This window comes from Agromyces sp. CCNWLW213, from assembly GCF_037199545.1.
GTDB lineage: Bacteria > Actinomycetota > Actinomycetes > Actinomycetales > Microbacteriaceae > Agromyces.
The window spans coordinates 300,226-322,883 of record NZ_JBBBDX010000003.1 but is presented as its reverse complement, the minus strand read 5'-3'; the positions used below and the strand labels follow the sequence as shown (position 1 = coordinate 322,883).

The 22,658-nt window shown below is 72.2% G+C and carries 25 protein-coding genes; 15 read left to right on the top strand and 10 right to left on the bottom strand.

All coding sequences use genetic code 11. The features are described 5' to 3' along the window. Window positions 1-12: 12 nt before the first annotated feature. Window positions 13-966, top strand: coding sequence for a phosphoribosylaminoimidazolesuccinocarboxamide synthase (locus tag WBQ80_RS08900; RefSeq protein ID WP_336572082.1), 954 nt, complete (start codon window positions 13-15; stop codon window positions 964-966). On the opposite strand, the gene WBQ80_RS08895 is transcribed toward WBQ80_RS08900, so the two are convergent. The 4 genes from WBQ80_RS08895 to WBQ80_RS08880 all read right to left on the bottom strand — a co-directional run bounded on the left by WBQ80_RS08895 (window position 963) and on the right by WBQ80_RS08880 (window position 3,570). After that, entirely contained in the window at window positions 963-1,487 is a 525-nt protein-coding gene (locus WBQ80_RS08895) for a DUF1269 domain-containing protein (RefSeq protein WP_336572083.1), read from the bottom strand. The genes WBQ80_RS08900 and WBQ80_RS08895 overlap by 4 nt on opposite strands. Window positions 1,488-1,614: 127 nt before the next feature. Next, window positions 1,615-2,391: a patatin-like phospholipase family protein gene (locus WBQ80_RS08890; protein WP_336572084.1), complete on the bottom strand. Its 777-nt coding sequence runs from the start codon at window positions 2,389-2,391 to the stop codon at window positions 1,615-1,617. Window positions 2,392-2,403: 12 nt separating this feature from the next. Continuing rightward, entirely contained in the window at window positions 2,404-3,045 is a 642-nt protein-coding gene (locus WBQ80_RS08885; protein ID WP_336572085.1) for a TetR/AcrR family transcriptional regulator, read from the bottom strand. 228 nt (window positions 3,046-3,273) lie between these two features. After that, on the bottom strand, window positions 3,274-3,570 hold the full coding sequence (locus tag WBQ80_RS08880) for a DUF1905 domain-containing protein (protein WP_336572086.1): 297 nt from the start codon (window positions 3,568-3,570) through the stop codon (window positions 3,274-3,276). Between the two features lie 105 nt (window positions 3,571-3,675). Here WBQ80_RS08880 and kynA point away from each other — a divergent pair, with 105 nt between their 5' ends. The 9 genes from kynA (at window position 3,676) to WBQ80_RS08835 (ending at window position 10,492) form a co-directional block, all read left to right on the top strand. Next, the gene (gene kynA, locus WBQ80_RS08875) at window positions 3,676-4,560 is read left to right on the top strand and encodes a tryptophan 2,3-dioxygenase (RefSeq protein ID WP_336572087.1); all 885 of its coding nucleotides are present in this window, start codon (window positions 3,676-3,678) and stop codon (window positions 4,558-4,560) included. 5 nt (window positions 4,561-4,565) lie between these two features. Further along, window positions 4,566-5,591: an amidohydrolase family protein gene (locus WBQ80_RS08870; RefSeq protein WP_336572088.1), complete on the top strand. Its 1,026-nt coding sequence runs from the start codon at window positions 4,566-4,568 to the stop codon at window positions 5,589-5,591. Between the two features lie 31 nt (window positions 5,592-5,622). After that, window positions 5,623-6,846 (top strand): kynureninase, encoded by a 1,224-nt coding sequence (locus WBQ80_RS08865; protein WP_336572089.1) that lies wholly within the window; start codon window positions 5,623-5,625, stop codon window positions 6,844-6,846. A 166-nt stretch (window positions 6,847-7,012) separates the two neighbouring features. Then, window positions 7,013-7,498: a hypothetical protein gene (locus tag WBQ80_RS08860; protein WP_336572090.1), complete on the top strand. Its 486-nt coding sequence runs from the start codon at window positions 7,013-7,015 to the stop codon at window positions 7,496-7,498. Beyond that, on the top strand, window positions 7,495-7,797 hold the full coding sequence (locus WBQ80_RS08855) for a hypothetical protein (RefSeq protein ID WP_336572091.1): 303 nt from the start codon (window positions 7,495-7,497) through the stop codon (window positions 7,795-7,797). Before WBQ80_RS08860 ends, WBQ80_RS08855 begins: the two co-directional genes overlap by 4 nt. 63 nt (window positions 7,798-7,860) lie before the next feature. Continuing rightward, window positions 7,861-8,226, top strand: a complete 366-nt coding sequence (locus WBQ80_RS08850) for a hypothetical protein (protein ID WP_336572092.1) — start codon at window positions 7,861-7,863, stop codon at window positions 8,224-8,226. A gap of 118 nt (window positions 8,227-8,344) precedes the next feature. Then, complete coding sequence (purS, locus tag WBQ80_RS08845) at window positions 8,345-8,677, top strand: phosphoribosylformylglycinamidine synthase subunit PurS (RefSeq protein ID WP_336572093.1); 333 nt, start codon at window positions 8,345-8,347, stop codon at window positions 8,675-8,677. A 26-nt stretch (window positions 8,678-8,703) separates the two neighbouring features. After that, window positions 8,704-9,402 carry a phosphoribosylformylglycinamidine synthase subunit PurQ gene (gene purQ, locus WBQ80_RS08840; protein ID WP_336572094.1) on the top strand — a complete coding sequence of 233 codons (699 nt, stop codon included), beginning with the start codon at window positions 8,704-8,706 and terminating at the stop codon, window positions 9,400-9,402. 157 nt (window positions 9,403-9,559) lie between these two features. After that, on the top strand, window positions 9,560-10,492 hold the full coding sequence (locus WBQ80_RS08835) for an endonuclease domain-containing protein (RefSeq protein WP_336572095.1): 933 nt from the start codon (window positions 9,560-9,562) through the stop codon (window positions 10,490-10,492). Between the two features lie 227 nt (window positions 10,493-10,719). On the opposite strand, the gene WBQ80_RS08830 is transcribed toward WBQ80_RS08835, so the two are convergent. The 5 genes from WBQ80_RS08830 to WBQ80_RS08810 all read right to left on the bottom strand — a co-directional run bounded on the left by WBQ80_RS08830 (window position 10,720) and on the right by WBQ80_RS08810 (window position 15,616). Next, window positions 10,720-11,868 carry a M14 family zinc carboxypeptidase gene (locus WBQ80_RS08830; protein WP_336572096.1) on the bottom strand — a complete coding sequence of 383 codons (1,149 nt, stop codon included), beginning with the start codon at window positions 11,866-11,868 and terminating at the stop codon, window positions 10,720-10,722. A gap of 205 nt (window positions 11,869-12,073) precedes the next feature. Further along, entirely contained in the window at window positions 12,074-13,588 is a 1,515-nt protein-coding gene (locus WBQ80_RS08825) for a catalase (RefSeq protein WP_336572097.1), read from the bottom strand. A 128-nt stretch (window positions 13,589-13,716) separates the two neighbouring features. After that, on the bottom strand, window positions 13,717-14,157 hold the full coding sequence (locus tag WBQ80_RS08820; protein WP_336572098.1) for a Fur family transcriptional regulator: 441 nt from the start codon (window positions 14,155-14,157) through the stop codon (window positions 13,717-13,719). A gap of 94 nt (window positions 14,158-14,251) precedes the next feature. Beyond that, window positions 14,252-14,986 (bottom strand): flavodoxin family protein, encoded by a 735-nt coding sequence (locus WBQ80_RS08815; protein WP_336572099.1) that lies wholly within the window; start codon window positions 14,984-14,986, stop codon window positions 14,252-14,254. A 96-nt stretch (window positions 14,987-15,082) separates the two neighbouring features. Beyond that, the gene (locus WBQ80_RS08810) at window positions 15,083-15,616 is read right to left on the bottom strand and encodes an adenine phosphoribosyltransferase (RefSeq protein WP_336572100.1); all 534 of its coding nucleotides are present in this window, start codon (window positions 15,614-15,616) and stop codon (window positions 15,083-15,085) included. A gap of 114 nt (window positions 15,617-15,730) precedes the next feature. On the opposite strand from WBQ80_RS08810, the gene WBQ80_RS08805 reads away from it, so the two are divergent. The 4 genes from WBQ80_RS08805 (at window position 15,731) to WBQ80_RS08790 (ending at window position 18,370) form a co-directional block, all read left to right on the top strand. Next, entirely contained in the window at window positions 15,731-16,255 is a 525-nt protein-coding gene (locus WBQ80_RS08805; RefSeq protein WP_337282522.1) for a hypothetical protein, read from the top strand. Between the two features lie 96 nt (window positions 16,256-16,351). Further along, window positions 16,352-16,885, top strand: coding sequence for a DUF3817 domain-containing protein (locus WBQ80_RS08800; protein WP_336572102.1), 534 nt, complete (start codon window positions 16,352-16,354; stop codon window positions 16,883-16,885). Window positions 16,886-16,965: 80 nt separating this feature from the next. Beyond that, a complete protein-coding gene (locus WBQ80_RS08795; RefSeq protein ID WP_336572103.1) occupies window positions 16,966-17,529 on the top strand; it encodes an RNA polymerase sigma factor in 564 nt (187 codons plus the stop codon). Then, window positions 17,519-18,370: a hypothetical protein gene (locus WBQ80_RS08790; RefSeq protein WP_336572104.1), complete on the top strand. Its 852-nt coding sequence runs from the start codon at window positions 17,519-17,521 to the stop codon at window positions 18,368-18,370. Before WBQ80_RS08795 ends, WBQ80_RS08790 begins: the two co-directional genes overlap by 11 nt. Window positions 18,371-18,446: 76 nt before the next feature. On the opposite strand, the gene WBQ80_RS08785 is transcribed toward WBQ80_RS08790, so the two are convergent. Further along, window positions 18,447-21,626: a carbohydrate binding domain-containing protein gene (locus tag WBQ80_RS08785; RefSeq protein ID WP_336572105.1), complete on the bottom strand. Its 3,180-nt coding sequence runs from the start codon at window positions 21,624-21,626 to the stop codon at window positions 18,447-18,449. Window positions 21,627-21,788: 162 nt separating this feature from the next. Here WBQ80_RS08785 and WBQ80_RS08780 point away from each other — a divergent pair, with 162 nt between their 5' ends. Further along, window positions 21,789-22,604, top strand: a complete 816-nt coding sequence (locus WBQ80_RS08780; RefSeq protein WP_336572106.1) for a shikimate 5-dehydrogenase — start codon at window positions 21,789-21,791, stop codon at window positions 22,602-22,604. Window positions 22,605-22,658 lie beyond the last annotated feature (54 nt).

The following is a 22,658-nucleotide window of genomic DNA, read 5'->3' as shown; positions in this document are numbered from 1 at the left end:
AAGGAGACGGGCATGAACCATGTGACGGACCTCGCCGGCTGGACCCTCGTGTACTCGGGGAAGGTGCGCGACCTGTACGTTCCGACCGCGCTCATGACCGACGACGACACGTGGACCGGCGACCCGCTCGGTCTCTCGCCCGTCGTCCTCGTGGTCGCGAGCGACCGGGTCAGTGCGTTCGACCAGGTGCTCGACCCGGAGATCCCCGGCAAGGGCGCGCTGCTCACGTCGCTCACCCGGTGGTGGTTCGACCAGCTGCCCGAGGTGCCGAACCACCTCGCCTACGCCGAGGACGACCGCTACGCCGACCTGCCGGAGATCCCCTCGCACGTCGCCGACCGCGCGATGCTGTGCCGGGCGCTCGACATGTTCCCGGTCGAGTGCGTCGTGCGCGGCTACCTCACCGGCAGCGGATACAGGGAGTACGTCGCGACCGGCGGCATCGGCGGCATCCGCCTGCCCGCGGGCCTGTCGGACGGCGACCGCCTGCCCGAGCCGATCTACACGCCCGCGTGGAAGGCCCCGCTCGGCGAGCACGACGAGAACATCTCGTACGAGCGCACGGTCGAGCTCGTCGGCGAGACCGTCGCCGAGCAGCTGCGGGCGATCTCGCTCGAGGTGTTCGCGCACGCCTCGGAGGTCGCCGAGGAGCGCGGGCTGATCCTGGCGGACACCAAGTTCGAGTTCGGCGCCGATCGCGAGCTCGGCATCGTGACCCTCGCCGACGAGGTGCTCACGAGCGACTCCAGCCGCTACTGGGACCTCGAGGCGTACCTCACCGGCCCCACCCCTGAGGTGCGCATGGCGAGCTTCGACAAGCAGATCGTGCGCGACTGGCTCGCCGCGAACTGGGACCGTTCGGCGTCCGAGGAGCCGCCGACGCTGCCGGCCGAGATCGTGGAGCAGACCGCGGAGCGCTACCGCGCCCTCGTGGACCGGCTGACGCAGGCGGCCGACGCGGGCTAGGAGGCGATCGCCTTCGCGATCCGGTCGCCGCCCTCGTCGATCGCCTTTTGAAGCGCCTCGTAATCGTCGGCGTCGATCGCCTTCTCGACCTTCCTGAGCGACTTCTCGAGCGCGGCGTCGACGCGGTCGAGGTAGCGATCGTCGATGATCGCCACGATGGCGGACGAGTCCGGCGGCAGCGCCTCCTCCAGGTCGACGCCGATCTTCTTCTCCTCGCGGCGCTCCGCGATCTTGCCGGCGACCGCCCCGATCCCGGCGCCGACCGCGGTCGCGGCGAGCAGCGGCGGGGCGAAGAGGCCGACCACGAGGCCCGCGGCTCCGCCGATGACCGCGCCCGTCGGAACCTGCCCGGTCCCGTGCTCGTCGACGCTGACCTTCCCGTCGGCGTCCCGGTGCATGACGACCGAGGAGACGACCTCGAGGTCGGCCTCCCTCGCCGCCTGGAGCTGCCGGTAGTCCTCCGCCGCGGAGGCGGCATCCGGATACGTCGCGATGTAGAGCATCAGGTTGTCGGTCGACATGTCCACTCCCTTCGGATCGGCCCGGAGGGCCGCGGTGCACGACAACCTACGAAGTGCTCGGCCGGTCCGTCGGGCCCTTCGTCCCGGGGGCGGCGTCGCCGAGCGGACGGCGGTCGATGGAGCCGGCTCAGCGCGCGCCGTCCAGCGCCGACGTGGCGGCGCGCCGACCCTCCGTGATGAGCCGCGGGACGTCGGACGTCGACCACTGCGACATGCGCTCCATCTCCGGCTGGATGAGCACGACCGTCGGGTCGCGCGCCAGCTCCGCTGCGCGAGCGTCGGTGCGCATCATGCGCGCGTTCTCCCACTTCGCGTGCAGCCGCACGACGATGACCCTCGACGCGCCGAGCGCGCGGGCGGCCGCGACGGGGACGTTGTCGACCATGCCGCCGTCGGCGAGGAGCGCGCCGCGGCGAGGCACGGGGGCGAGAAGGCCCGGGACGGCGATCGTCGAACGCAGCGCGAGGCTCAGCGGCCCGTCGTCGATGACGACCGCCCGCCGGGTCCTGAGATCGGTGGCGAGCGCAGCGAACCGACGGGGAAGCTCCTCGATGAGCGGGTCGCGACCGAGCGCGCGGCGCACTCCGGCCTCGAGCACGCGGGAGTCGAGGAGACCCCAGCGCAGGCGCGGGGACCATCCGGCGATCGTGCGCCAGCGGAACTCGAGCGTCGCCCGCTCGATCGCCGCGGGGTCGAGCGCCGCCGCGTACGCGGCGGCGACGAGTGCGCCCGAGCTGGTGCCGACGGCGATCCCCGGCGCCAGGCCGCGCTCGGCGAGCACCTGGAGGACCCCCACGTGCGCTGCACCGAACGCGCCGCCGCCGCTCAGCGCCAGGCCCAGCGACGGGTCGTCGCCCTCTGGTGGTCCTCCCGGGCGCGGAACGGCCACGACGTCGGCGGGCATTCGGCCGGCTCGTCAGTCGGCCGGGCGCTTCCGGTGCGACATGTCGTGGAACTCGCCGAACTCGAGCGCCGCGCCGGGGAGCGGCGTGGCATCCGGTCGCGCGCGGAGCCCGTCGGTCACGACGGTGAGCTGCCGACGCCAGTACGGGAGGTAGGCGCCTCCGTACTGGCCCAGCGAGCCCAGCATGTCGATGAGGATGCTGAGGTCGACGGCGGTGACGTCGGGGCGCAGCGACCCCTCCGCCTGGGCGCGTTCGACGATCCCGTCCAGCAGCTCCTCGAACTCCAGGCCGGGTCGATGATCGGGGTCGATCTGGGCCATCCGGCGCAGGATCCCGGGAATGTAGGGGCGCTCGGCGAGCCAGCCCGAGAGCAGTTCGAGCCACCGTTCGACCGACTCCCATGCGGTCGGCGCGGCGAGGATCTGCGGTCCGTAGGCGTGGAGCTCGGCGACTGCGTCGTCGTAGAGCGCCTGGATGAGCGCGTCGCGCGAGGGGAAGTGCCGGTAGAGCGTGCCGGCGCCGACCTCGGCGCGATTGGCCAGCTCGTCGAGCGGGGCGTCGATGCCGCGCTCCGCGAAGAGCCGCTTGGCCTCGGAGATGAGGCGCTCGCGATTGCGTCGCGCATCCCTGCGCATGGTGACGGTCGTTTCCACGAGCACAATCTACGCCGCCCGCAGTGCGGCGCCCCGGGTCGTTGTGCCCGCGGACGGCTTTGGCCGGGCGGGGTCTCACGGGTACTATTCGGAAGGTCTCCTCCGCTTCACCCGAACCGGAGGAACCTCGCCCTCGGGGCGAGTTCGCGGCGCGGCGGATGGCGGGCAGCCCACTGCCCGGGGGGCCATCCGCCGCACCGCCCCTTCCCCGTTCCCGGGCGGCGCACGTCAGTCGAGCGTGCGGATGACGACCTCGACCCGCTCGCCGGGCTCGACGCCCTCGGCGTCCCGGACGGCGCGCTTGAGCGGCAGCGCATAGCGCTCCCGCCCGGGGAAGATCGACGTGCGCCACCTCGTGCCGCCGATCGTCGCCTCGACGCGGACCGAACCGAACCCCCGGGGCATCCTCGGCCGATCCCGGATCTCGTCGGACTCCTCCTGAGGCACGTCGACGAAGTACCAGGAGTCGGACGCGCGCTCGGTCCACCGGTAGACCTCGCTCGTGAAGCGGTACGTCTCCTCCATGGCGCCGACCCTACCGCCGGCCCCCGACGCGGCCGTCCGGGTGCCCGGACCCGCGCCGGCCGCCACCCCTGACGGACCGCCGGGCCCGCTGGCTAGGCTGGCCGGGTGGCAGCACACGACGAGCAGCGCGCCGACGACGGCGTCGAGGCGAACACCCGGCGCATCGAGGCATCCGTCGTCACCGACTTCAGCGACCGCATGAGCTACGGGGGCTACCTCGACCTCGACACCCTGCTCGCGGCGCAGCGGCCCATCTCGCGGCCCGAGCACCACGACGAGCTGCTGTTCATCATCCAGCACCAGACCACCGAGCTCTGGCTGAAGCTCGTGCTGCACGAGCTCGAGACCGCGCGCGACCTCATGCGCGCCGACGAGCTCGCCCCGGCGCTGAAGTGCATCGCCCGCGTGAAGCACATCCAGAAGACGCTCACCGAGCAGTGGTCGGTGCTCGCGACGCTGACGCCCACCGAGTACGCGCAGTTCCGCGGCGTGCTCGGCAACGCCAGCGGGTTCCAGTCGTACCAGTACCGCGCCGTCGAGTTCGTGCTCGGCAACAAGAACGCCAAGATGATGCAGGTCTTCGAAGCGGATGCCGCGGCGACCGACATCCTGCGCCACGCCCTCCAGTCGCCGAGCGTGTACGACGAGTTCCTGCGGCTGCTCGCGCGCGCCGGCTACGACATCCCCGCGGAGGTGCTCGACCGGGACGTGACGCAGGCGTGGACCTTCCGGCCGGAGCTCGTGCCGGTGTTCGCCGCCATCTACGCCGACCCCGAGCACAACTGGTCGGCCTACGAGACCTGCGAGGAACTCGTCGACCTCGAGGACAACTTCCAGCTCTGGCGGTTCCGGCACCTGAAGACCGTCGAGCGCATCATCGGCGGCAAGACCGGCACCGGCGGATCGAGCGGGGCGCCGTTCCTGCGCCGCGCGCTCGAGCTCACGTTCTTCCCCGAGCTGTTCGCCGTCCGCACCGAGATCCCCGGGTGATGCGGATGACGGATGCCGCCGTGCTCGGGCCGCTCGCGCGTCGCGTGCGGCGCTCGATGAACGGCGACCACCCCGGCGAGACGGGCACGATGCTTCCGCCGCTCGTCGACCATCACGTGCACCTGCAGCTCGCGCACCCCGACGATGCGGTCGCGGGCGGCATCGCCGCGGTGGTCGACCTCGGCGCCGACCCTGGCGCCATCGCGACCATCGCGCGCACCGAGGGCCTGCCCCGCGTCCGGTACGCGGGCGCCTTCCTCACCGCGCCGGGCGGCTACCCGTCCGGTCGGCCGTGGGCCCCGGCGGGCAGCGTGCGCGAGCTCCGCCCGGTCGACACCGGGGGCGACGCCCGCGAACGCGAGCACCACGCGCTCGCGAGCCCCGTCGAGGCGGCGGTCGACGAGCAGCGCCGATTCGGCGCCTCCGTCGTGAAGGTCGCGCTGAACACCGCAGCCGGTCCGGTCTTCGACCGCGCGACGCTCGTCGCGGTCGTCGCGGCCGCCCGGGCGAACGGGCTCCCCGTCGCGGTCCACGCCGAGGGCGCCGGGATGGCGGCCCTCGCGATCGAGGCCGGCGTCGACGTGCTCGTCCATGCGCCCTTCACCGAGCGGCTCGACGACGCCCTCGTCGCCCGCGCGGCGGACGACGGCCAGGCATGGATCTCGACCCTCGCCGTCCACGTCCGCGACGACGCCGCCGCCGCCGAGATCGCGATCGACAACGTGCGCCGATTCCACGGCGCCGGCGGACGCGTGCTCTACGGCACCGACCTCGGCAACGGCGACCTCGCTGCCGGCGTGAATCGCGACGAGATCGCCGCGCTCGTCCGCGCGGGCCTCGCGCCATCCGCCGTCGTCGCCGCCCTCGCCGATCCCTGGCCCGAGCGCAACGTCGACTGGACGGACGCGGGCGTCGCCACGTTCGTCCCCGACCCGATGCCCGCCGGAGCCGACCCGGTCGACCCCGACGAGTTCGCCGCCTGGCTCGCCACCGCCCGGATCGTGCCCACCGAGGAACTGGAGCCCAGCTGACATGGACCCCCGGCTCGCCTACGCCCGCCGAATGGACCGCTCCGACGGCCTCGCGCACCACCGCAAGCGCTTCGTCGGCGCCGACACCGACCTCGTCTACTTCGACGGCAACTCGCTCGGGAGGCCGCCGGCCTCGGCGATCGACCGCGTCGCCGCGTTCATGCGCGAGGAATGGGGCGGTCGCCTCATCCGCGGCTGGGACGAGTCGTGGCTCGGCCTGCCCTACGAGATCGGCGACCAGATCGGCCGCGCGGTCATCCAGGCCAGGGCCGGCCAGACGGTCATCGGCGACTCGACGACCGTGCTCATCTACAAGCTCGCCCGTGCGGCCGTCGACGCCCAGCTCGCGCGCGATCCCGAGCGTCGCGAGATCGTCGTCGACCGCGACAACTTCCCCACCGACCGCTACGTGCTCGAGGGCATCGCCCACGAGACCGGATGCCGCCTCCGCTGGATCGACGTCGACCTCACGCGCGGCGTGACCTCCGAACAGCTCGCGCACGCCGTCGGTCCCAAGACGGCGCTCGTGGTCCTCAACCACGTCTCGTACCGCTCGGCCTACCTCGCCGACGCCCCGGAGCTGACCCGCATCGCGCACGACAGCGGCGCGCTCGTGCTGTGGGACCTCTGCCACTCCGCCGGCTCGGTGCCCGTGCACGCCGACCTGTGGGACTTCGACCTCGCCGTCGGCTGCACGTACAAGTACCTCAACGGGGGCCCGGGCTCGCCGGCGTTCGCCTACGTGCGCGACGACCTCCACCGCCTGCTGCGGCAGCCGATCCAGGGCTGGTTCGGCACCGCCGACCTGTTCGCCATGGGGCCCGAGTACGTGCCCGCGAGCGGCATCCGTCGCTTCGTCAGCGGCACCTCGCCGATCTCGGCGATGATCGCCATGCGCGAGACCCTCAACATGATCGAGGACGCCGGCATGCCCGCGATCCGAGCGAAGTCGGTCGCGCTCACCGAGTTCGCGATCGACCTCGCCGACGAGTGGCTCGCCCCCCTCGGTGTCACGCTCGGCTCCCCGCGCGACCCGGAGGAGCGCGGCGGCCACGTGATCCTGCAGCACGACGCCATGCGCGAAGTCACCGCCCGGCTGTGGCAGCGCGACGTGATCCCCGACTACCGCGACGTCGGCGGGCTGCGCATCGGGCTCGCGCCGCTGTCGACGAGCTTCGAGGAGCTGCATCGCGGGCTCGAGGTGACGCGCGAGGTGCTTCGCGCGGTGCTCGCCGAGCGCGCCGGGCTCGGCTAGGGACGGCAGGACCCGGCTGGCGGGCTCGAAGGCTCGCGCGGTCGGCGGGATACGCGCTGACCGGCCGCCTGTCAACGGCCTCGACCCCGTGCGTGGAACGGACGAGACTGCTTCGGCGGCGTCTCCCCTGCACGGTGGGGACGCCCGGACCGAAGGAGCGACGAGCATGAGCGACGACAAGACGACACGCACCGACATCGGAGGGGGCGCGGGAGCCGAGGCGCCGACCACGATGCCCGCGACCGCGCCGATCGGATCGGAGTCGGTCACCGGCACCTCCACCGCCTCGGGCTCGACGGCCCCGACCACGCCCTCGAGCGGACCCACGGCGGCGCCGGCAGGACCCGGCGAGGACGTCGACAGCGGTGACCGCGAGGCCGTCGACTCGGTCGGCGCGCCCTCGGGCTCGCCCATCGGCAAGGCGACGGATGCCGCCGCCGAAGCCGCCAGGAACGCCGCCGCCCGCTTCAGGGAGGCCGCCGACAACGCCGACCTCGACAAGTTCGCCGAAGACGCCAAGCGCGTCACCGGCGAATGGAGCGAGAAGGTCAAGGAGGAGTACCGGCGCCGCCCGGGCGTCGTGATCGGTGCCGCGGTCGCCGGCCTCGTGGTGCTCGGCACGATCGCGCGGGCACTCGGACGGCGCCGATGAGCAAGGCGGGGGCCGACGAGGCCATCGACGGAACCGACGGCATGGGCGGATCCGACGGCACCCAGGACACGGGCGCCTCGAGCGGCGCGAGCGGTTCGTACGGCGTGCGGGGCAGCGCCTCGCCCGATCCCAAGCGGCCGGTCACGTCGATCGACACGGCGGCCGCCGACGGCGACGCCGCCTCGCCTGAGGACCCGGCGGCGCACGGCGGGCCGGACCTCCGCGACCTCCCCGCGACGGAGGACGGCGTCGTCGCGGACGACGCCTCCAAGGACCACGGGGTGGGCGGACGCGCGTAGCATGACGGCATCACGCGACCGCCCTGCCAGAGGCGACCGCGCGTCGAGGGAAGGAGCGGTTCCATGACCGATGCGACGAACCCGTCGAACGAGGAGCTCGACGACCGGGTCGAGGCCGCGATCGACGAGGCGAAGGCCGCCGCCGACCGCGCCGCACGCGAGGCCGACCAGACCCTCGACGCGATGCGCACCGCCGCCGCCGATGCCGCCGAACGCGGCGCCGCGGCGCTGGCCGATGCCGCGAGCCAGGCCAGGGCCGTGACGGTGGACGCGCTCGACGACGCCGAGGACCTCCTCGAGGACGCCTCGGACTGGCTCGAGGAGAAGTACCGCGAGAACCCGGCGCTGGTGCTCGGCATCGCGGCGGCGGCGGGCATCGCACTGCTCGTCGGCGTCGGGGCGATCGCCCGGGCGATCTTCCGTCGCTGATCCCGCGGTGAGGGCGGTGGACGCGCCCAGCCGGCCCGGGCTGCTCGCGACACGACGGCGGCAGGTGCTCTGTAGAATCGGAGCGACCCTCACCGTCCCCACCGAACGGAGCACCGCCGTGCCCACCATCGTCGTCGACGTGATGCCCAAGGCCGAACTGCTCGACCCCCAGGGGAAGGCCGTCGCCGGCGCCCTCGCCCGCACCGGGCACGGGTCCATCAGCGGCGTCCGCGTCGGCAAGCGGTTCGAGCTCACCGTCGCGGGACCGATCGACGACGCCGTCAAGGCCGAGGTGGCCGCCCTGGCCGAGAACGTGCTCTCGAACTCGGTCATCGAGGACGTCGTCGGCATCCACTACGAGCAGTCGAACGCCGAGCTGGCCGAAGAGGCCGCCGCCGCGGCATCCGCCCACCACGACGGGTACGAAGCGCCCGCGGGCGAGACCCACTGACCCCGACCCCTCCCGGAGGCACCCGCATGCGCATCGGCGTCATCACCTTCCCCGGCTCGCTCGACGACCGCGACGCGCAGCGCGCCGTGCGGCTCGCGGGCGGCGAGCCCGTCGCGCTCTGGCACGGGTCGCACGACCTCGAGGGCGTCGACGCGCTCATCCTGCCCGGCGGGTTCAGCTACGGCGACTACCTGCGCTGCGGCGCGATCGCCTCGCTCAGCCCGATCATGACCGAGGTGATCGACGCAGCGAACGCGGGCATGCCGGTGCTCGGCATCTGCAACGGCTTCCAGATGCTCACCGAGGCGCACCTGCTCGAGGGCGGCCTCATCCGCAACGACCACGGCGCGTTCATCTGCCGAGACCAGGTGCTGCGCGTCGAGAACGACTCGACCGACTGGACCCGCGACTTCGAGTCCGGCCAGGAGATCACGATCCCGCTGAAGAACGGCGAGGGCGGGTTCATCGCATCCGAGGAGACCCTCGACCGGCTCGAGGGCGAGGGCCGCGTGGTCTTCCGCTACGTCGGCGTGAACCCCAACGGCTCGCTGCGCGACATCGCCGGCATCTCGAACGAGCGCGGCAACGTGGTGGGCCTCATGCCCCACCCCGAGCACGCCGTCGAGCCCGGCTTCGGCCCCGACACCCCCGCCGCCATGCGCTCGGGCGTCGACGGGCTCGGCTTCTTCACGAGCGTCGTGCGCCGCGCCCTCGTCGAGGCGTAGCCGCGCGCTCCCTCCCGGGCGCACTCACCCCGTCGAGTCGCCGGGAACCGACCTTCCGCGGCTCGGGTGGCGCGCTTTTCGGCGACTCGCTCGACGGCCGCGGCATCCTGTGGACGAGCAGCGTGCCGGTTCGCCGCCGTCGGGCAGGGTGAGGTGCATGCCGCGACTGGTCCCCCTCCCGACCGAGTTCCGCCACCGCGCGTTCTCGACGGACGAAGCGCACCGAGCCGGCCTCGGTGACGGCCGCCTGCGCGGCGGCGACCTGCACCGACCATTCCACGGCGTGCGGTCGACGGCCGAGGCGACGGACCTCGCGGATCGGTGCCGCAGCTACCTCCCGCGCCTGCGCGACGGGCAGTTCTTCTCGCACGAGACCGCTGCCCGCCTGTGGGGCGTGCCGCTGCCGGCCGAGGAGGGCCCGTGGGCACCGTTGCACGTGTCGGCGTTCGCGCCGAACCGACCACCGCGCACTCGCGGCGTGGTCGGTCACGAGCTCCGGCCCGGCACGGTGCAGGTGCGCCTGCGAGCGGGACTTCCCGTCGCCGCCCCGGCGTCGACCTGGCTGCAGCTCGGCTCCGTGCTCGGGGTCGCCGACCTCGTCGCGGCCGCGGATCACCTCGCCCTCGATCCCGTCGTGCTCGACCCGCGCGACCCGCGACCGTACGTCGCCGAGTCGGAACTGGCGGCCGCGCTGCGCGACTTCCGAGGGCGAGGGCGACGCGCACTCGTCGCGGCGCTCGAGCTCACGCGTCCCGGCGCCGAGTCGCGGCCGGAGACCCTGCTCCGGCTGCTGCTCGTGCGAGCGGGACTGCCCGAGCCGGAGGTCAACGTCGCGGTGCGCGACGCGCACGGCCGGTTCGTCGCACGAGTGGACCTGGCGTACCCGGACCTCAGGGTGGCCGTCGAGTACGACGGCGATCACCATCGCACGAGCACGCTCGCCTACGAGCACGACATCGCGCGGTTCGACCGACTGCACGAGGCCGGATGGCGCGTGGTGCGCGTGCGCGCACGCGGGCTCTTCCGGCATCCGGATGACACGGTGGACCGCGTTCGGCGCGCACTCGCCGCCGCTCGACCCGGCGCCTGAGCGCCGCACGCGTCGCGACGCGAGGACCCGCCCCGCGAGTTGCCAGAGACTGCTCCGACCGCGGACGGTTGGGTCGCTTTGTGGAGACTCGCCGCGGGCGGGGACGGGGCGGGGACGGACCAGGGTGGGCGGGACGGGGAGGGCGAGAGGGGTGGGGCGGGGACGGGGCGGGAACGGCGAAGGGCGGGGTGGCCGCCGGCCGCCCCGCCCTCCTGCACCGCGAAGGGTCAGTACCCGATCGGGATCACCCCGGTGTCGGTCTGGTAGCCGGTCACCGGCGCGTGGGGGATGTCCTCCCAGCGCTCCGGGTCCTCCTGCTGCACCTCGCCGGTCGCCATGCCGACGAGCAGCTCGGTGAGCGCGAGGACGTTCTGGCGGATCGACTTGCCGCGGGCCTTCTGGCCGAGGCTGCCGTCGCTCGTGTTGCCGCTCGTCTCGAAGAAGATCGCCGGGTTGCTGTGGCCCTCGGGGTTGAGCCCCTCGTGGTCGAGGCCGAGCATCATCGCCGAGACGACGCCGCCCTTGATGTCGATCTCGAGGCTGCCGCCGACCTGGTAGCGGTCCATGTTGACGTAGCCCGCCTTCTGGAGCTCGTCGTACACGTGCACGTGCATCTGGCGGGTCAGCACGTCGTACGCGCCGCCTTCGACGCCGGGCAGCGTCGGGCCGCCGGGGGCGAGCGAGATGCCGAGCGAGAGCGTGACCTCGTCGCCGGTGCCGTACTCGCGCTTCAGGCCCTGGTGGTGGATGTCGACCGCGAACGCCGGGTCGACCATGGTCCAGTACTCGTAGAACGCCTCGGACTCGGCGGCCTCGAACTTGCCCACGCCCCAGTCGCGGTTGAGGTCGATGCGCTTGTCCGTGCCGTCCTGCAGGACCGTCTGCCGGATGTTCAGCTCCGACCCGTCGGGGTTGTACATCGGGATGACGTGGAAGGTGTAGGTCTCGCGCAGCAGCGTCCAGTCGGGCGAGCCGTTGGTGCCCATCTCCTTGAGCACCGCGAGCAGCGACTCGGTGCCGTACGGCTCGTTGCCGTGGATGCGGCCCTGGAGCCACACGTGCTCGTCGCCGTCGCCGACGGTCGCGACGTAGAGGTCGCGGCCCTGCTCCGACGTCGACACCTCGGTGCCGGCCTCGGCGAGCGTGAACACGTCGACGCCGAAGCGCGAGGTCTTCTCGAGTCGCTCGAGCTCCGCGATCAGGTCGGCGTAGGTGGCGATGCTCGAGATGTTGGTGTTGCCCTCGGTCGACGGGAAGTTCGGGTCGGCGAAGGCCGGCGCTCCGGCGGTGAACGGGATGGCGACGGCGAATGCCGCTGCGGCGGCGATGGCGGTGGTGGTGCGACGGCGGCGCGGTGGCCTCGGGTGCAGGATCATCTTCGACTCCCCCTTGAGACGGATGCGCCGGTGAAGGCGGCGCAGACCCTCGGGCCCGCTCTCCGGAGAGGGCTTTCCCGAGGGCTTGCGCCGAGCCTACGGAGCGCGCCCGGGCGCGGCAAGAGACGGGCGTCCGGAGTCGACCCTCCGCTCCGCACCGATTGTCCAACAATCGGCGCGAAGCGGAGCAGTCGGGTGCCGCCGACTAGGCCGCGGCCTCCTCCTCGGCCTCCGGCTGCTGCGGCGCGTCGGCGTTCACTCCCGCGGCGTACGCCGAGCGCAGCGCGGCGCCGAGCCCGGCGTCGACGTTCGTCCAGTGCTCGAAGAACCGCTCGCGGATTCCGTCGATCGTGATCGCATGCGCCTGGCCCGAGAGGGTCACGAGGAGGCGCGCCTTCGCCTCGGCCGAGAACACGTCGCGGTAGAGCGTGCCGGCCTGCCCGAAGTCGGAGTCGTCGGCGCGGAGCGTGTAGGCGGTGCGCACGAGTGCGCCGTCCGCCTCCCAGCCGCCCTCGCCCGCGGCATCCGGCGACGCGACCGGGCCGCCGAACGAGTTCGGCGCGTACACGGGCGCGTTCGGCGCGTTGAAGCGATGGCGCTGCGCGCCGTCCTGCGAGTAGTCGTGCACGGATGCCGCGTGCGGCGCGTTCACCGGCAGCTGGTTGTAGTTGGTCCCGACGCGGTAGCGCTGCGCGTCGGGGTAGCTGAACACGCGCGCCATGAGCATCTTGTCGGGGCTGATCGCGATGCCCGGCACGGTGTTCGCCGGCGAGAACGCCGCCTGCTCGATCTCGGCGAAGAAGTTCTGCGGGTTGCGGTCGAGCGTGAGCGTGCCGACGGGGATCAGGGGGTAGTCGGCGTGCGGCCACACCTTGGTGAGGTCGAACGGGTTGAAGCGGTAGGTCTTCGCGTCCTCGTACGGCATGACCTGCACGTGCAGGTCCCACTGCGGAAACTCGCCGCGCTCGATCGCCTCGTAGAGGTCGCGCCGGTAGAAGTCGGCGTCGGCGCCCGCGATCGCCTCGGCGGTCGCGGCATCCAGGTGCAGGTCGCCCTGCCGCGAGCGGAAGTGGTACTTCACCCAGAACCGCTCGCCGGCGGCGTTGATCCACTGGTACGTGTGCGAGCCGTAGCCCTGCATCTCGCGCCACGACTTCGGCAGGCCGCGGTCGCCCATGAGGTAGGTGACCTGGTGCGCCGACTCGGGCGAGAGGGTCCAGAAGTCCCACTGCATGTCGGCGTCGCGCAGGCCCGAGCCGGGCAGGCGCTTCTGCGAGTGGATGAAGTCGGGGAACTTGATCGCGTCGCGGATGAAGAACACCGGGGTGTTGTTGCCCACGATGTCGTAGTTGCCCTCGGACGTGTAGAACTTCACCGAGAAGCCCCGCACGTCGCGCCAGGTGTCGGGGGAGCCCTGCTCGCCGGCGACCGACGAGAAGCGCAGGAGGGTCTCGGATTCGGCGCCCGGCTGGAACACCGCGGCCCGCGTGTAGGCCGACACGTCGTGGGTCGCCTCGAAGCGGCCGAACGCGCCGCCGCCCTTCGCGTGCACGATGCGCTCGGGGATCCGCTCGCGGTTGAACTGCGCGAGCTTCTCGACGAGGTACCGGTCGTGCAGCACGGTGGCGCCGTCGGCGCCGACCGTGAGCGAGTGCGCATCGCTCGCGATGGGCGTGCCCGTCTGCGTGGTCGTGACGGGCGGGGTCGCGGGGTTCGACATGTGTCCTTCTCTCTTCGGTGACGGATGCCGCGGCCGCGGCGGCGCACGACGTGCGGGCACGACGAGCACCGCCCGGGTCGGGGCGGGTCGGCGCGCAGGGGCGCCGGGGGCGAGCGGATGCCGCCGGGCTAGCCGGCGGCCTGCCGCTGGCAGTCGGCGCAGAGGCCCCAGAAGGTGACCTCGGCGGTGTGGATGGCGAAGCCGCTCGCGGCGGCCGGCACGAGGCACGGCGCCTCGCCGACGACGCAGTCGACGTCGGCGACGGCGTGGCAGCGCGTGCACACGACGTGGTGGTGGTTGTCGCCGATGCGGCTCTCGTACATGGCGGCGGACCCGGCGGGCTCGATGCGACGGAGCAGGCCGGCACCGTGCAGTGCGCCGAGCACGTTGTAGACCGACTGCAGCGGAGTGCCGGGGAGCGCCTCGACCACGCGCGCGTGCACCGCGTCGGCGTCGAGGTGCCCGTTGCCGGTCACGGCCTCGAGCACGGCGAGCCGCGGCGCCGTGACCTTGAGTCCGGCCGCGCGCAGGTGCGCCTCGGCCTCGTCTCGGTGCATCGCGGTCGCCATGCGCTCGAACGTAGCAGTTGTTTTGAATGGCTCAAAACAACTGAGGCATGCGCAGGTCTGACCGGCGACGCGGGCCGGGGCATCCGCCGCCGGGTCAGCGGTACTCGGGGTTCGGATCGTCGGGCGCCGGCACGAATCCGAAGTGCCGCCCCGACTCCCAGTCGCTCCGCACGTTGCCGTACGCGGGGATGCCCCCGGCATCCTTCAGCATCTTCGCGACGTGCATGAGGTTGTACGTCATGAACGTCGCGTTGCGATTGGTGAAGTCGTTCTCGGGCCCGCCGGAGCCCTCGTCCAGGTAGCTCGGGCCCGGGCCGGCCTCGCCGATCCATCCCGCGTCGGCGGCGGGCGGGATCGTGTAGCCCATGTGCTGCAGGCTGAACAGGATGTTCGCGGCGCAGTGCTTGACCCCGTCCTCGTTGCCCGTGATGATCGCGCCGCCGACCTTGCCGTAGTAGACGAACTGGCCCTTCGCGTTCTGCTCGCTGCTCATCGCGTAGAGCCGCTCGATGAGGCGCTTCGTGATCGACGAGTTGTCGCCCAGCCAGATCGGTCCGCCCACCACCAGGATGTCGGCCGCCTCGACCCGGGGCCAGATCTCGTCGGGCCAGGCGTCGAACTGCCACCCGTGCTCGCGCATGTCGGGGTAGACGCCCGTCGCGACGTCGTGATCGACGAGGCGCAGGTCCTCGACCGAGACGCCGTGTTTGCGCATGAGCCGGATGCTCGCATCCAGGAGGCCCTGCGTGTGGCTCGTCTCGGGCGAGCGCTTGAGGGTGCAGTTCACGTACAGCGCGGTGAGGTCGCTGAAATCCGGTTCGCCTGCCATGGGCCGACGCTACCTCGACGACGAGCGGATGCCACGGGGTTGCCAGCGAACGCACACGTGACGCACGGCGCGCGTCGCGGCATCCGTCGACCGTGCTCAGTACCGCAGGATGCTGTGCACCGGATACCGGTCGCCGAGCGCCGCGCGGCCGCCGAGTCCCTCGAGCTCGATCGCGACCGAGATGCCGGCCACGGTCCAGCCCGCACGCTCGACGAGCCGTGCGGCGGCGCCCACCGTGCCTCCCGTCGCGAGGACGTCGTCGACGATCAGCACGCGCGAACCGGGCGGCAGCTCGCCCTCGTGCACCTCGAGCGCGGCCGTGCCGTACTCGAGGTCGTACTCCTCGCGCAGGACGGCGCGCGGAAGCTTGCCCGCCTTGCGCACGGGCAGGACGCCCGCCCCGCACAGCGCCGATGCGGCGCCCGCGAGGAGGAACCCGCGGGCCTCGACGCCCGCGAGGTCGTCGAAGCGGCCCGCGAACGGCGCGGTGAGGGCCTCGGCGAGCGCGTGGAAGGCGGGCCCGTCGGCGAAGACGGGCGTGAGGTCACGGAACACCACACCGGGCTCGGGGAAGTCGGGGATCGTGGCGAGCTTCGACTCGACGAGCTCGCGGACCTGGTCATCGTCCACCGGCCCACCCTAGCCGCGGAGCGCGGCGGCGGCATCGGGGCGCCCGCGCGGACGAGCAGCGCGGGGCGAGTCAACCCCGTGCGTCGGAGCGGACCGGGCGCCTACCGTCGGGAGATGACCGCTCGGCATGGCCTGCTCGCGGCCGCGGCGACCGCACTCGCGGTGCTGCTGGCCCTGTCGGGCTGCGCGGCGCCTTCGTACGAGGCGGAGACGGCCGAGCAGCTGCGCGGCGACGTGCACTCCATCGCCGCGGCGAGCGCCGCCGGCGACTGGGGCGGCGCCGTCGCCGGCCTCGACGAGATGGCCGACCGGCTCGACCGGGAGCACTCGCGCGGGCGCATGGACGACGACCGGTTCGAGGCGATCGCGGCGGCGATGCGGCTCGTGCGCGCCGACCTGGAGACGGCGATCCTGGCAGCGGAGAGCGAGGCCGAGCGACAGCGGCTCCTCGATGCGCAGGCGACCCTCGAGGAGCGCCTCCGCGAACTGACCGAGCAGCAGGAGTCGTCGGGCGGCGAGTCCGGTGCAGGTCGGGACGACGGCCCGTCGTCGGGCACCGATGAGAAGCCGGGCAAGGGCGCGGACTCCGGCAAGGGGAAGGGCAAGGGCAAGGGCAACGGCAAGGGCGGCAAGGGCTGAGCGGCGGCGGGCTCCGGGCGCGGCCGGCCCGCACCCGGCCTCCGCGTCACACCTTCGATCGATGCGCCGCTCCGGCCGACTTGCGAAGATGGTTCGGTGAGCTCCCCCGACTCCCCCATCCTGCCCGCGCCCGCCACGACCACGACCGTCACCTCGGTGGCACCCGGCCTCACCCCGAAGCGGCTGTTCCGGCTGCTGGCGATCGCCGAGGCGATCACGTGGACGATCCTCATCACCGGCCTCATCATGCGCGCGACGCTCGGCCTCGACTGGGCCGTCCTCGTCGGCGGGTCCATCCACGGCTTCGTGTTCCTCGCCTACGCGTTCGTCGCGCTGCTCGTCGGCGTGAACCAGCGCTGGCCGATCGGGCTCATCGCCCTCGGCGTGCTCTTCGCGGTCGTGCCCTACGCCACCATCCCGTTCGAGCTCCGGATGCTGCGCGACGGCCGCCTCGAGGGCGGATGGCGCCGCGAGGCGACCGGCCACCCCGCCGACGGCAACGCGATCAACCGGATGCTGCGGTGGTTCCTCGCGCGTCCGCTGCTGCTCACGATCGTGTCGGTGCTCGGCATCGCCGCGGTGTTCACGATCCTGCTCATCATCGGCCCGCCCGGCGGTCGCGACGCCTAGACCGGCGTGCCGGACAAGAATCTCCACATCCCTGTCACCTTCTCGGCTCGGCCGACATCGCCTGGGTGAGGGAGGTGCACGTGGAGCACATCGGAACCACCGACGCGGAACTGCTCGGGCGGCTCGCTGACGGCGATCAACAGGCGCTCGCCATGATCTTCGACCGCCACGCCGCCGCGGTGACCAGGTACGCATGGGCGCTCGCCCCGAGCCGCATGGATGTGGAGGAGGTCGTCCAGGACACCTTCCTCACCGCGTGGCGGAAGGCGTCGACGATCACGATCGCCGAGGCGTCGATGCTGCCGTGGCTGCTGGTCACCTGCCGGTACCTGGCGTTCAACGCGAACCGGAAGCAGGCGAGGAACCGGGCCGACGCCCTGTCGGACTCCCACTCGGCGCACCGCGCCGGTCTCGGCGGCGCGTCGGAACGCGCCGACCAGGCCCGCGAAGAGCTGCGCTGGGTCATGGACGAGATCGAACGGCTCGAACCGACCGACCGCCGGATCTGCGAGCTGTGCCTCGTGGAGGGCCGGCCCTACCAGGAGGTCGCCGACGAGCTCGGCCTCACCGTCGGCGCCGTGAAGCAGCGCGTCTCCAGAAATCGCGCACGACTGAGGAACGCGGTGACCGTCGATGAGAACTGAACCTCCTGCCGGTGACGAGCTCACCCGCATGCTCGTCACCATGAAGCGCAACGTGCTCGACGAGGCATCCCGCGAGCCGGCGCCCGCCCGCCGACGAGCCCGCAACCGGACGATCATCGCGAGCACCGCGATCCTGCTCACCCTGGGTCTCGGAGCCGGGGCGTCGATCGCCGCGGGCATGATCGGCGAGGACGAGGAGCCGGGCTCGGAGCCGCAGCCCGCCGCGACGGTCGCGGCTGCGCCCGTCCCGGCACCCGCGCCGACGCCGTTCGGGATCGAGACCGCCCCGCCCGTCGACCCGCTCACCCTCGTGACGACCATCTCCGTCCGACCCGCCCAGCTCGAACTGCTTGACGCCAGCGGCGTCGTGGTCGCCACCATCGGATACGAGGACGATGGCGCGACGGCGGCCGCCGTGCTCAGCACCGTGTTCGGCGAGCCCCCGCAGGTGGAGGAGCGCTTTCAGACGAGCGGGGAGCTGTCCGACCGTGAGTACCTGTGGAACGGGGTGACCCTGATGGAGTACTTCGCCGAGAACAGCCACCGCGCCGGCACTCGCCTGTGGGTGCAGTTCGGGCAGCCGACCATCGGAGACGGCGTCGCAGTCGACGCGGACGGATTCGCCCCCGGCGAGGACATCGAGGCGTACGCGATCGAGAACGGGAAACACTACATCCCCGACACGGGAGGCGCCGAAAGCCTCATCATCATCGAAACCGGACCGCCTGCCGTCACCGACGAACCGGACCACTACCACTCGGTCATCGCCAACAAGTTCCACGATCGGCCCGGGTCGACGGTCTCCGCACCGTTCGACTTCGGGAACCTCGACTTCAGCTGACGGGTCGCCCCACGACGAAGGGCGGGGCGGATGCCGCGGCATCCGCCCCGCCCTCGTTCTTCGGGCTAGGAGGCGATCACTCGACCGTGACCCGGTCGACCGAGACCTGCCCCTTGCCGGCGAACGTCAGGGAGTAGCCCTGCACGTCCGTCAGCGTGAGGCCGTCGTCGGGCGCTCCCGCGGGCTGCTCGTCGGCCCGCTCGAACTCGTCGAACGGGATGGTGACCTGCTGCCAGCCGGTGCCGCGCACCACGGTGCTCGCGGTGAACCGCTCGGCCGTGTCGGGCGCCTGGTAGACGCGCACGTAGTCGACCGTGAGCGACTGCGGGAACTCGAGGTCCTCGCCGAGCGCGCCGCCGAAGTTGCCGCCGATCGCGACGTTGGTCAGCAGCGAGAACGGGTGGTCGAAGACCCACTCGTTCGGCGCGACGTCCGCCGGGTCGGCCTGGTGGTAGACGATGCCGTCGACCGACCAGACGATCTCCTCGGGCGTCCACTCGACCGCGAACTCGTGCCAGTCGCCGGGCACGGGGGCGCCGAAGTCGTAGATGCCGCCGTACGACTGCCCGCCCGAGTACCCGGGGCCGTGGATCGTGCCGAAGATCTCGTTGGGCAGGCGTCCGACGAACTCCATGACGTCGATCTCACCGGTCTGCGGCCAGCCGACCTCGCGGAAGTCGGTGCCGAGCGACCACACGGCCGGCCAGATGCCCGAGCCCTCGGGAACCTGCACGCGCGACTCGATGCGGCCGTACTCGAACTCCTGCTTCTGCTCGGTGACCAGGCGCGCCGAGGTGTACTCGCACGGTCCGTACCAGCACTCGAGGTCGGTCGTGGCCGGGTCGATCTCGCGGGCCGTGATGACGAGGTTCCCGTCGCCGTCGAGCGCGGCGTTGTCGGTGCTGTCGGTGTAGTACTGCAGCTCGTCGTTGCCCCAGCCCCAGCCGCCGGTCTCGTAGGTCCAGTTCTCCGGGTTCGCCGGAGCGCCGGCGGGGCCGTCGAACTCGTCGCTCCACGCGAGCTCCCAGGTGTCGGGGCCCGCGTCGGGTGCCGGGTCGTCCTGGATCTCGACGGTGATCGGCGTGGCCTTCGCCGAGCCCTTGACCCAGAAGCTGAGCCCGTCGGCGCCGGACCAGTCCTGGCCGCCCGCGAACCCGCGGCCGAGCGTCGACTCGCCCTTGTAGGCGAAGTCGGCGACGCCCTCGAAGGCATCCTGGCCCTCGTAGCCGGCACCCGAGTCGGCGGTGAGCTCACGGGTCGTGAGCGCCGACTTGCCGGTCGTCTCGAAGAGCCACGGGGTCGACTCGAAGTCGTCGACCAGCGACGCCTCGATCTCGTCGTCGTCCTGGATGCTCACGGTCGCGGTGCGCACGAAGCCGAACTCGGCGCCGGACGGGTCGGACAGCCGAACGACGAAGGTCTCGTCGACCTCGTGCTTGGCATCCTGCAGCGTGGGCAGCTCGATGGTCGCCTGCCGTTCGCCGGCGGGGATCGTGACCTCGCCGCTCGCGGGCGTGAAGTCGCGGTCCTCGGTGGCGGAGAGGTCCTCCGTCGCCGTGCGCGCCTCGATCGCGAGCGACTCCCAGCTCACCGTGACGTCCTCGTCGGCGACGCGGTTCAGTCGGATGACGCCGGTGGCGGTGTCGCCCTCGGTCACCTCGTACCCGGCTCGGTCGAAGCCGACGGAGAGCGGCACGGGCTCGGCCTGGCCGTACAGCAGCACGTCGTCGTAGAAGAACCGCTGCGGCGCATCGGTCCGCAGCGAACCGAACGCGTAGCCGTGCATGTCGGTCAGCGTGAGGCCGTCGTTCGGGGCGTTGTTGCCGATGTTCTTGCGCGAGAAGTCCGCGAAGTCGAACCTGAGGAACTTCCAGCCGCGCCAATCGTCGGAGAACGACACCACGAAGCGCTCGGCGTCGTCGACGGTCGAGCCGGGGTTCCGGTTGTCGAGCAGGTCGAGGAACAGGTCGGTGCCGGAGCCGTTGCCGTACATCCAGAAGCCGATGCCCTCGTAGGTCGACCAGTCCTGCGTGGTCCAGGCGTCGGCGGCCTCGTTCGCGAAGTTGCGGACGACGACGCCGAAGCTCGTGACGTCGAAGTCGGCCTGCAGTACGGCGTTGCCGGCGGGCGTGCCGGGCACCGGGGCGGGCGCGGCATCCGTGCGCTCGAAGGCGACCGAGCTGTTCGGGTCCTGCGCGCCGAACCATCCGACGGGGATGCCGCCGGCGTCGCCCTGCACGAGCGGCGCCTCGTGGTCGTCGACGATGAGCGTGCGACCGTCCGGCGGGCCGACGACCTCGCCGTCGTCGTCGAGGATCGTGACCGTCGTGCTCGAGGGCGAGCCGACGGTGGCGCCGGTCGCATCGGCGAGGGTGAGCTCGAGCGTCTCGCTCGACTCCTCGACGTCGTCGGCGACCGTCGCGAGCTCCACGGTGCGGCTGGTCTGACCGGCGGCGAACTCGATCGTGGTGCTCGGGTCGACATAGTCGTCGCCCGCCGACGCGGTGTCATCCGTCGCCCCGAGCGCCACCGTGACCGGCGTCTCGAGCGCACGGTCGAGCCGCACCTCGATCGAGCCCGTGTCACCCTCGATGAGACTCGCCGTCGAGCTCGCGAAGGAGACGGCCGGCGGAACCTCGATGCCCGAGTACACGGCGATGTCGTCGACGCGGATGGTGTTCGCGCCGTTCACGGCGGGGAGCGCGTAGCCCCAGATCGCGGACGTGCCGAATCCGTCGTTCGGGGCGCCGCCGGGCTGGAAGTCGGTCGCGCGCTGGAACGCCGACCACGGCAGCGTCACCTGGCGCCATCCGGCGACGTCGTCGACGATCGTGGTGTCGAAGCGCTCGGAGACGTCGGGGTTCGCGCCGCCGTCGAAGAGCTCGAACTGGAGCGCGCTGCCGTTGCCGGAGCCGTTCATCCAGAAGGCCACTCCGTCGTAGGCGCTGACGTCGCGCGTCGCGCCGAACGTCTCGCCGACGCCGCCGAAGCTGCCTCCGGCGGTCACGTCCCAGCCGTAGGAGAGCACCTTCGTGGCGCCCACCTGGCCGGGCTTCGCGTCGGCGCTGCCCTCGGCGACGTCGACCACGCCGAAGCCGGCGGACCCGTAGCTGAAGAACCCCGAGGGCGCGCCGCCCTCGAAATCGGTGATCACGGTCGTGGTGCCCTCGGCGGCCGCCGATGCGGTCGCACCGAGCGGAACCAGCAGCGCCGCGGCGACGACGGCCGCGCCGCCTCCGCGTGAGAGCGCTCTCATTGTTGCCTGCATGTCTGCTCCGTCACAGTCGTGCGGCCCCCGTTGGCCGCTCCCGGACATGATGACACGTGTCACCTGTATTCTCAACGGTGGGTTGACGTGCGTCCGCCTCGCGACCGGCATCAGACGCACGTTCCGCGCGCCCGGGGCCAGAATGGGCCCATGCCCATCCTGAACAAGGACATGCAGGTCTGCATCTCGCTCTCCGGTCGCCCGTCGAACCTCGGCACGAGGTTCCACAACTTCCTGTACGACGAGCTCGGGCTGAACTTCCTCTACAAGGCGTTCACGACCGACGACCTCGAGGGGGCGATCCGCGGCATGCGGGCGCTGGGCTTCCGGGGCTGCTCCGTGTCGATGCCGTTCAAGGAGGACGTGATCCCGCTCGTCGACGAGCTCGAGGACTCGGCGGCGGCCATCGAGTCGGTGAACACCATCGTGAACGACGGCGGCCGGCTCACGGCATCCAACACCGACTACGAGGCGGTCGCGCAGCTCATCGCCGAGCACGGCCTCGACCCCGCGTCGCGGGTGGTCGTCCGCGGCTCGGGCGGCATGGCGAAGGCGGTCGTCGCGGCGTTCCGCGGCGCGGGCTTCGACGACCTCACCCTGCTCGCGCGCAACGCTGCGGCCGGCCCGGCGCTCGCGGACAAGTACGGCTACGCGTGGACCGCCGACGAGCCCGAGGCCTCCTTCGACGTCATCGTCAACGTCACGCCGCTCGGCATGCAGGGGGCGGATGCCGCGGCGCTCGCGTTCGACGCGTCGTTCATCGAGCGCGCCTCGACCGTGTTCGACGTGGTCGCGTTCCCCGCCGAGACGCCGCTGATCGCCGCGGCGCGCGCCTCGGGCACGCCCGTCATCACCGGAGCCGAGGTCGTCGCCCTGCAGGCCGCGCGACAGTTCGAGCGCTACACGGGCGTCGCGCTGACCCGCGACCAGGTCGAGCGCGCCGCCGCCTTCTCGCGCGCCGACTGACCCCCCTCCCCCGCGCACCTTCGCCCGCCACACGCGCCATCGAAGTGCCGTTTC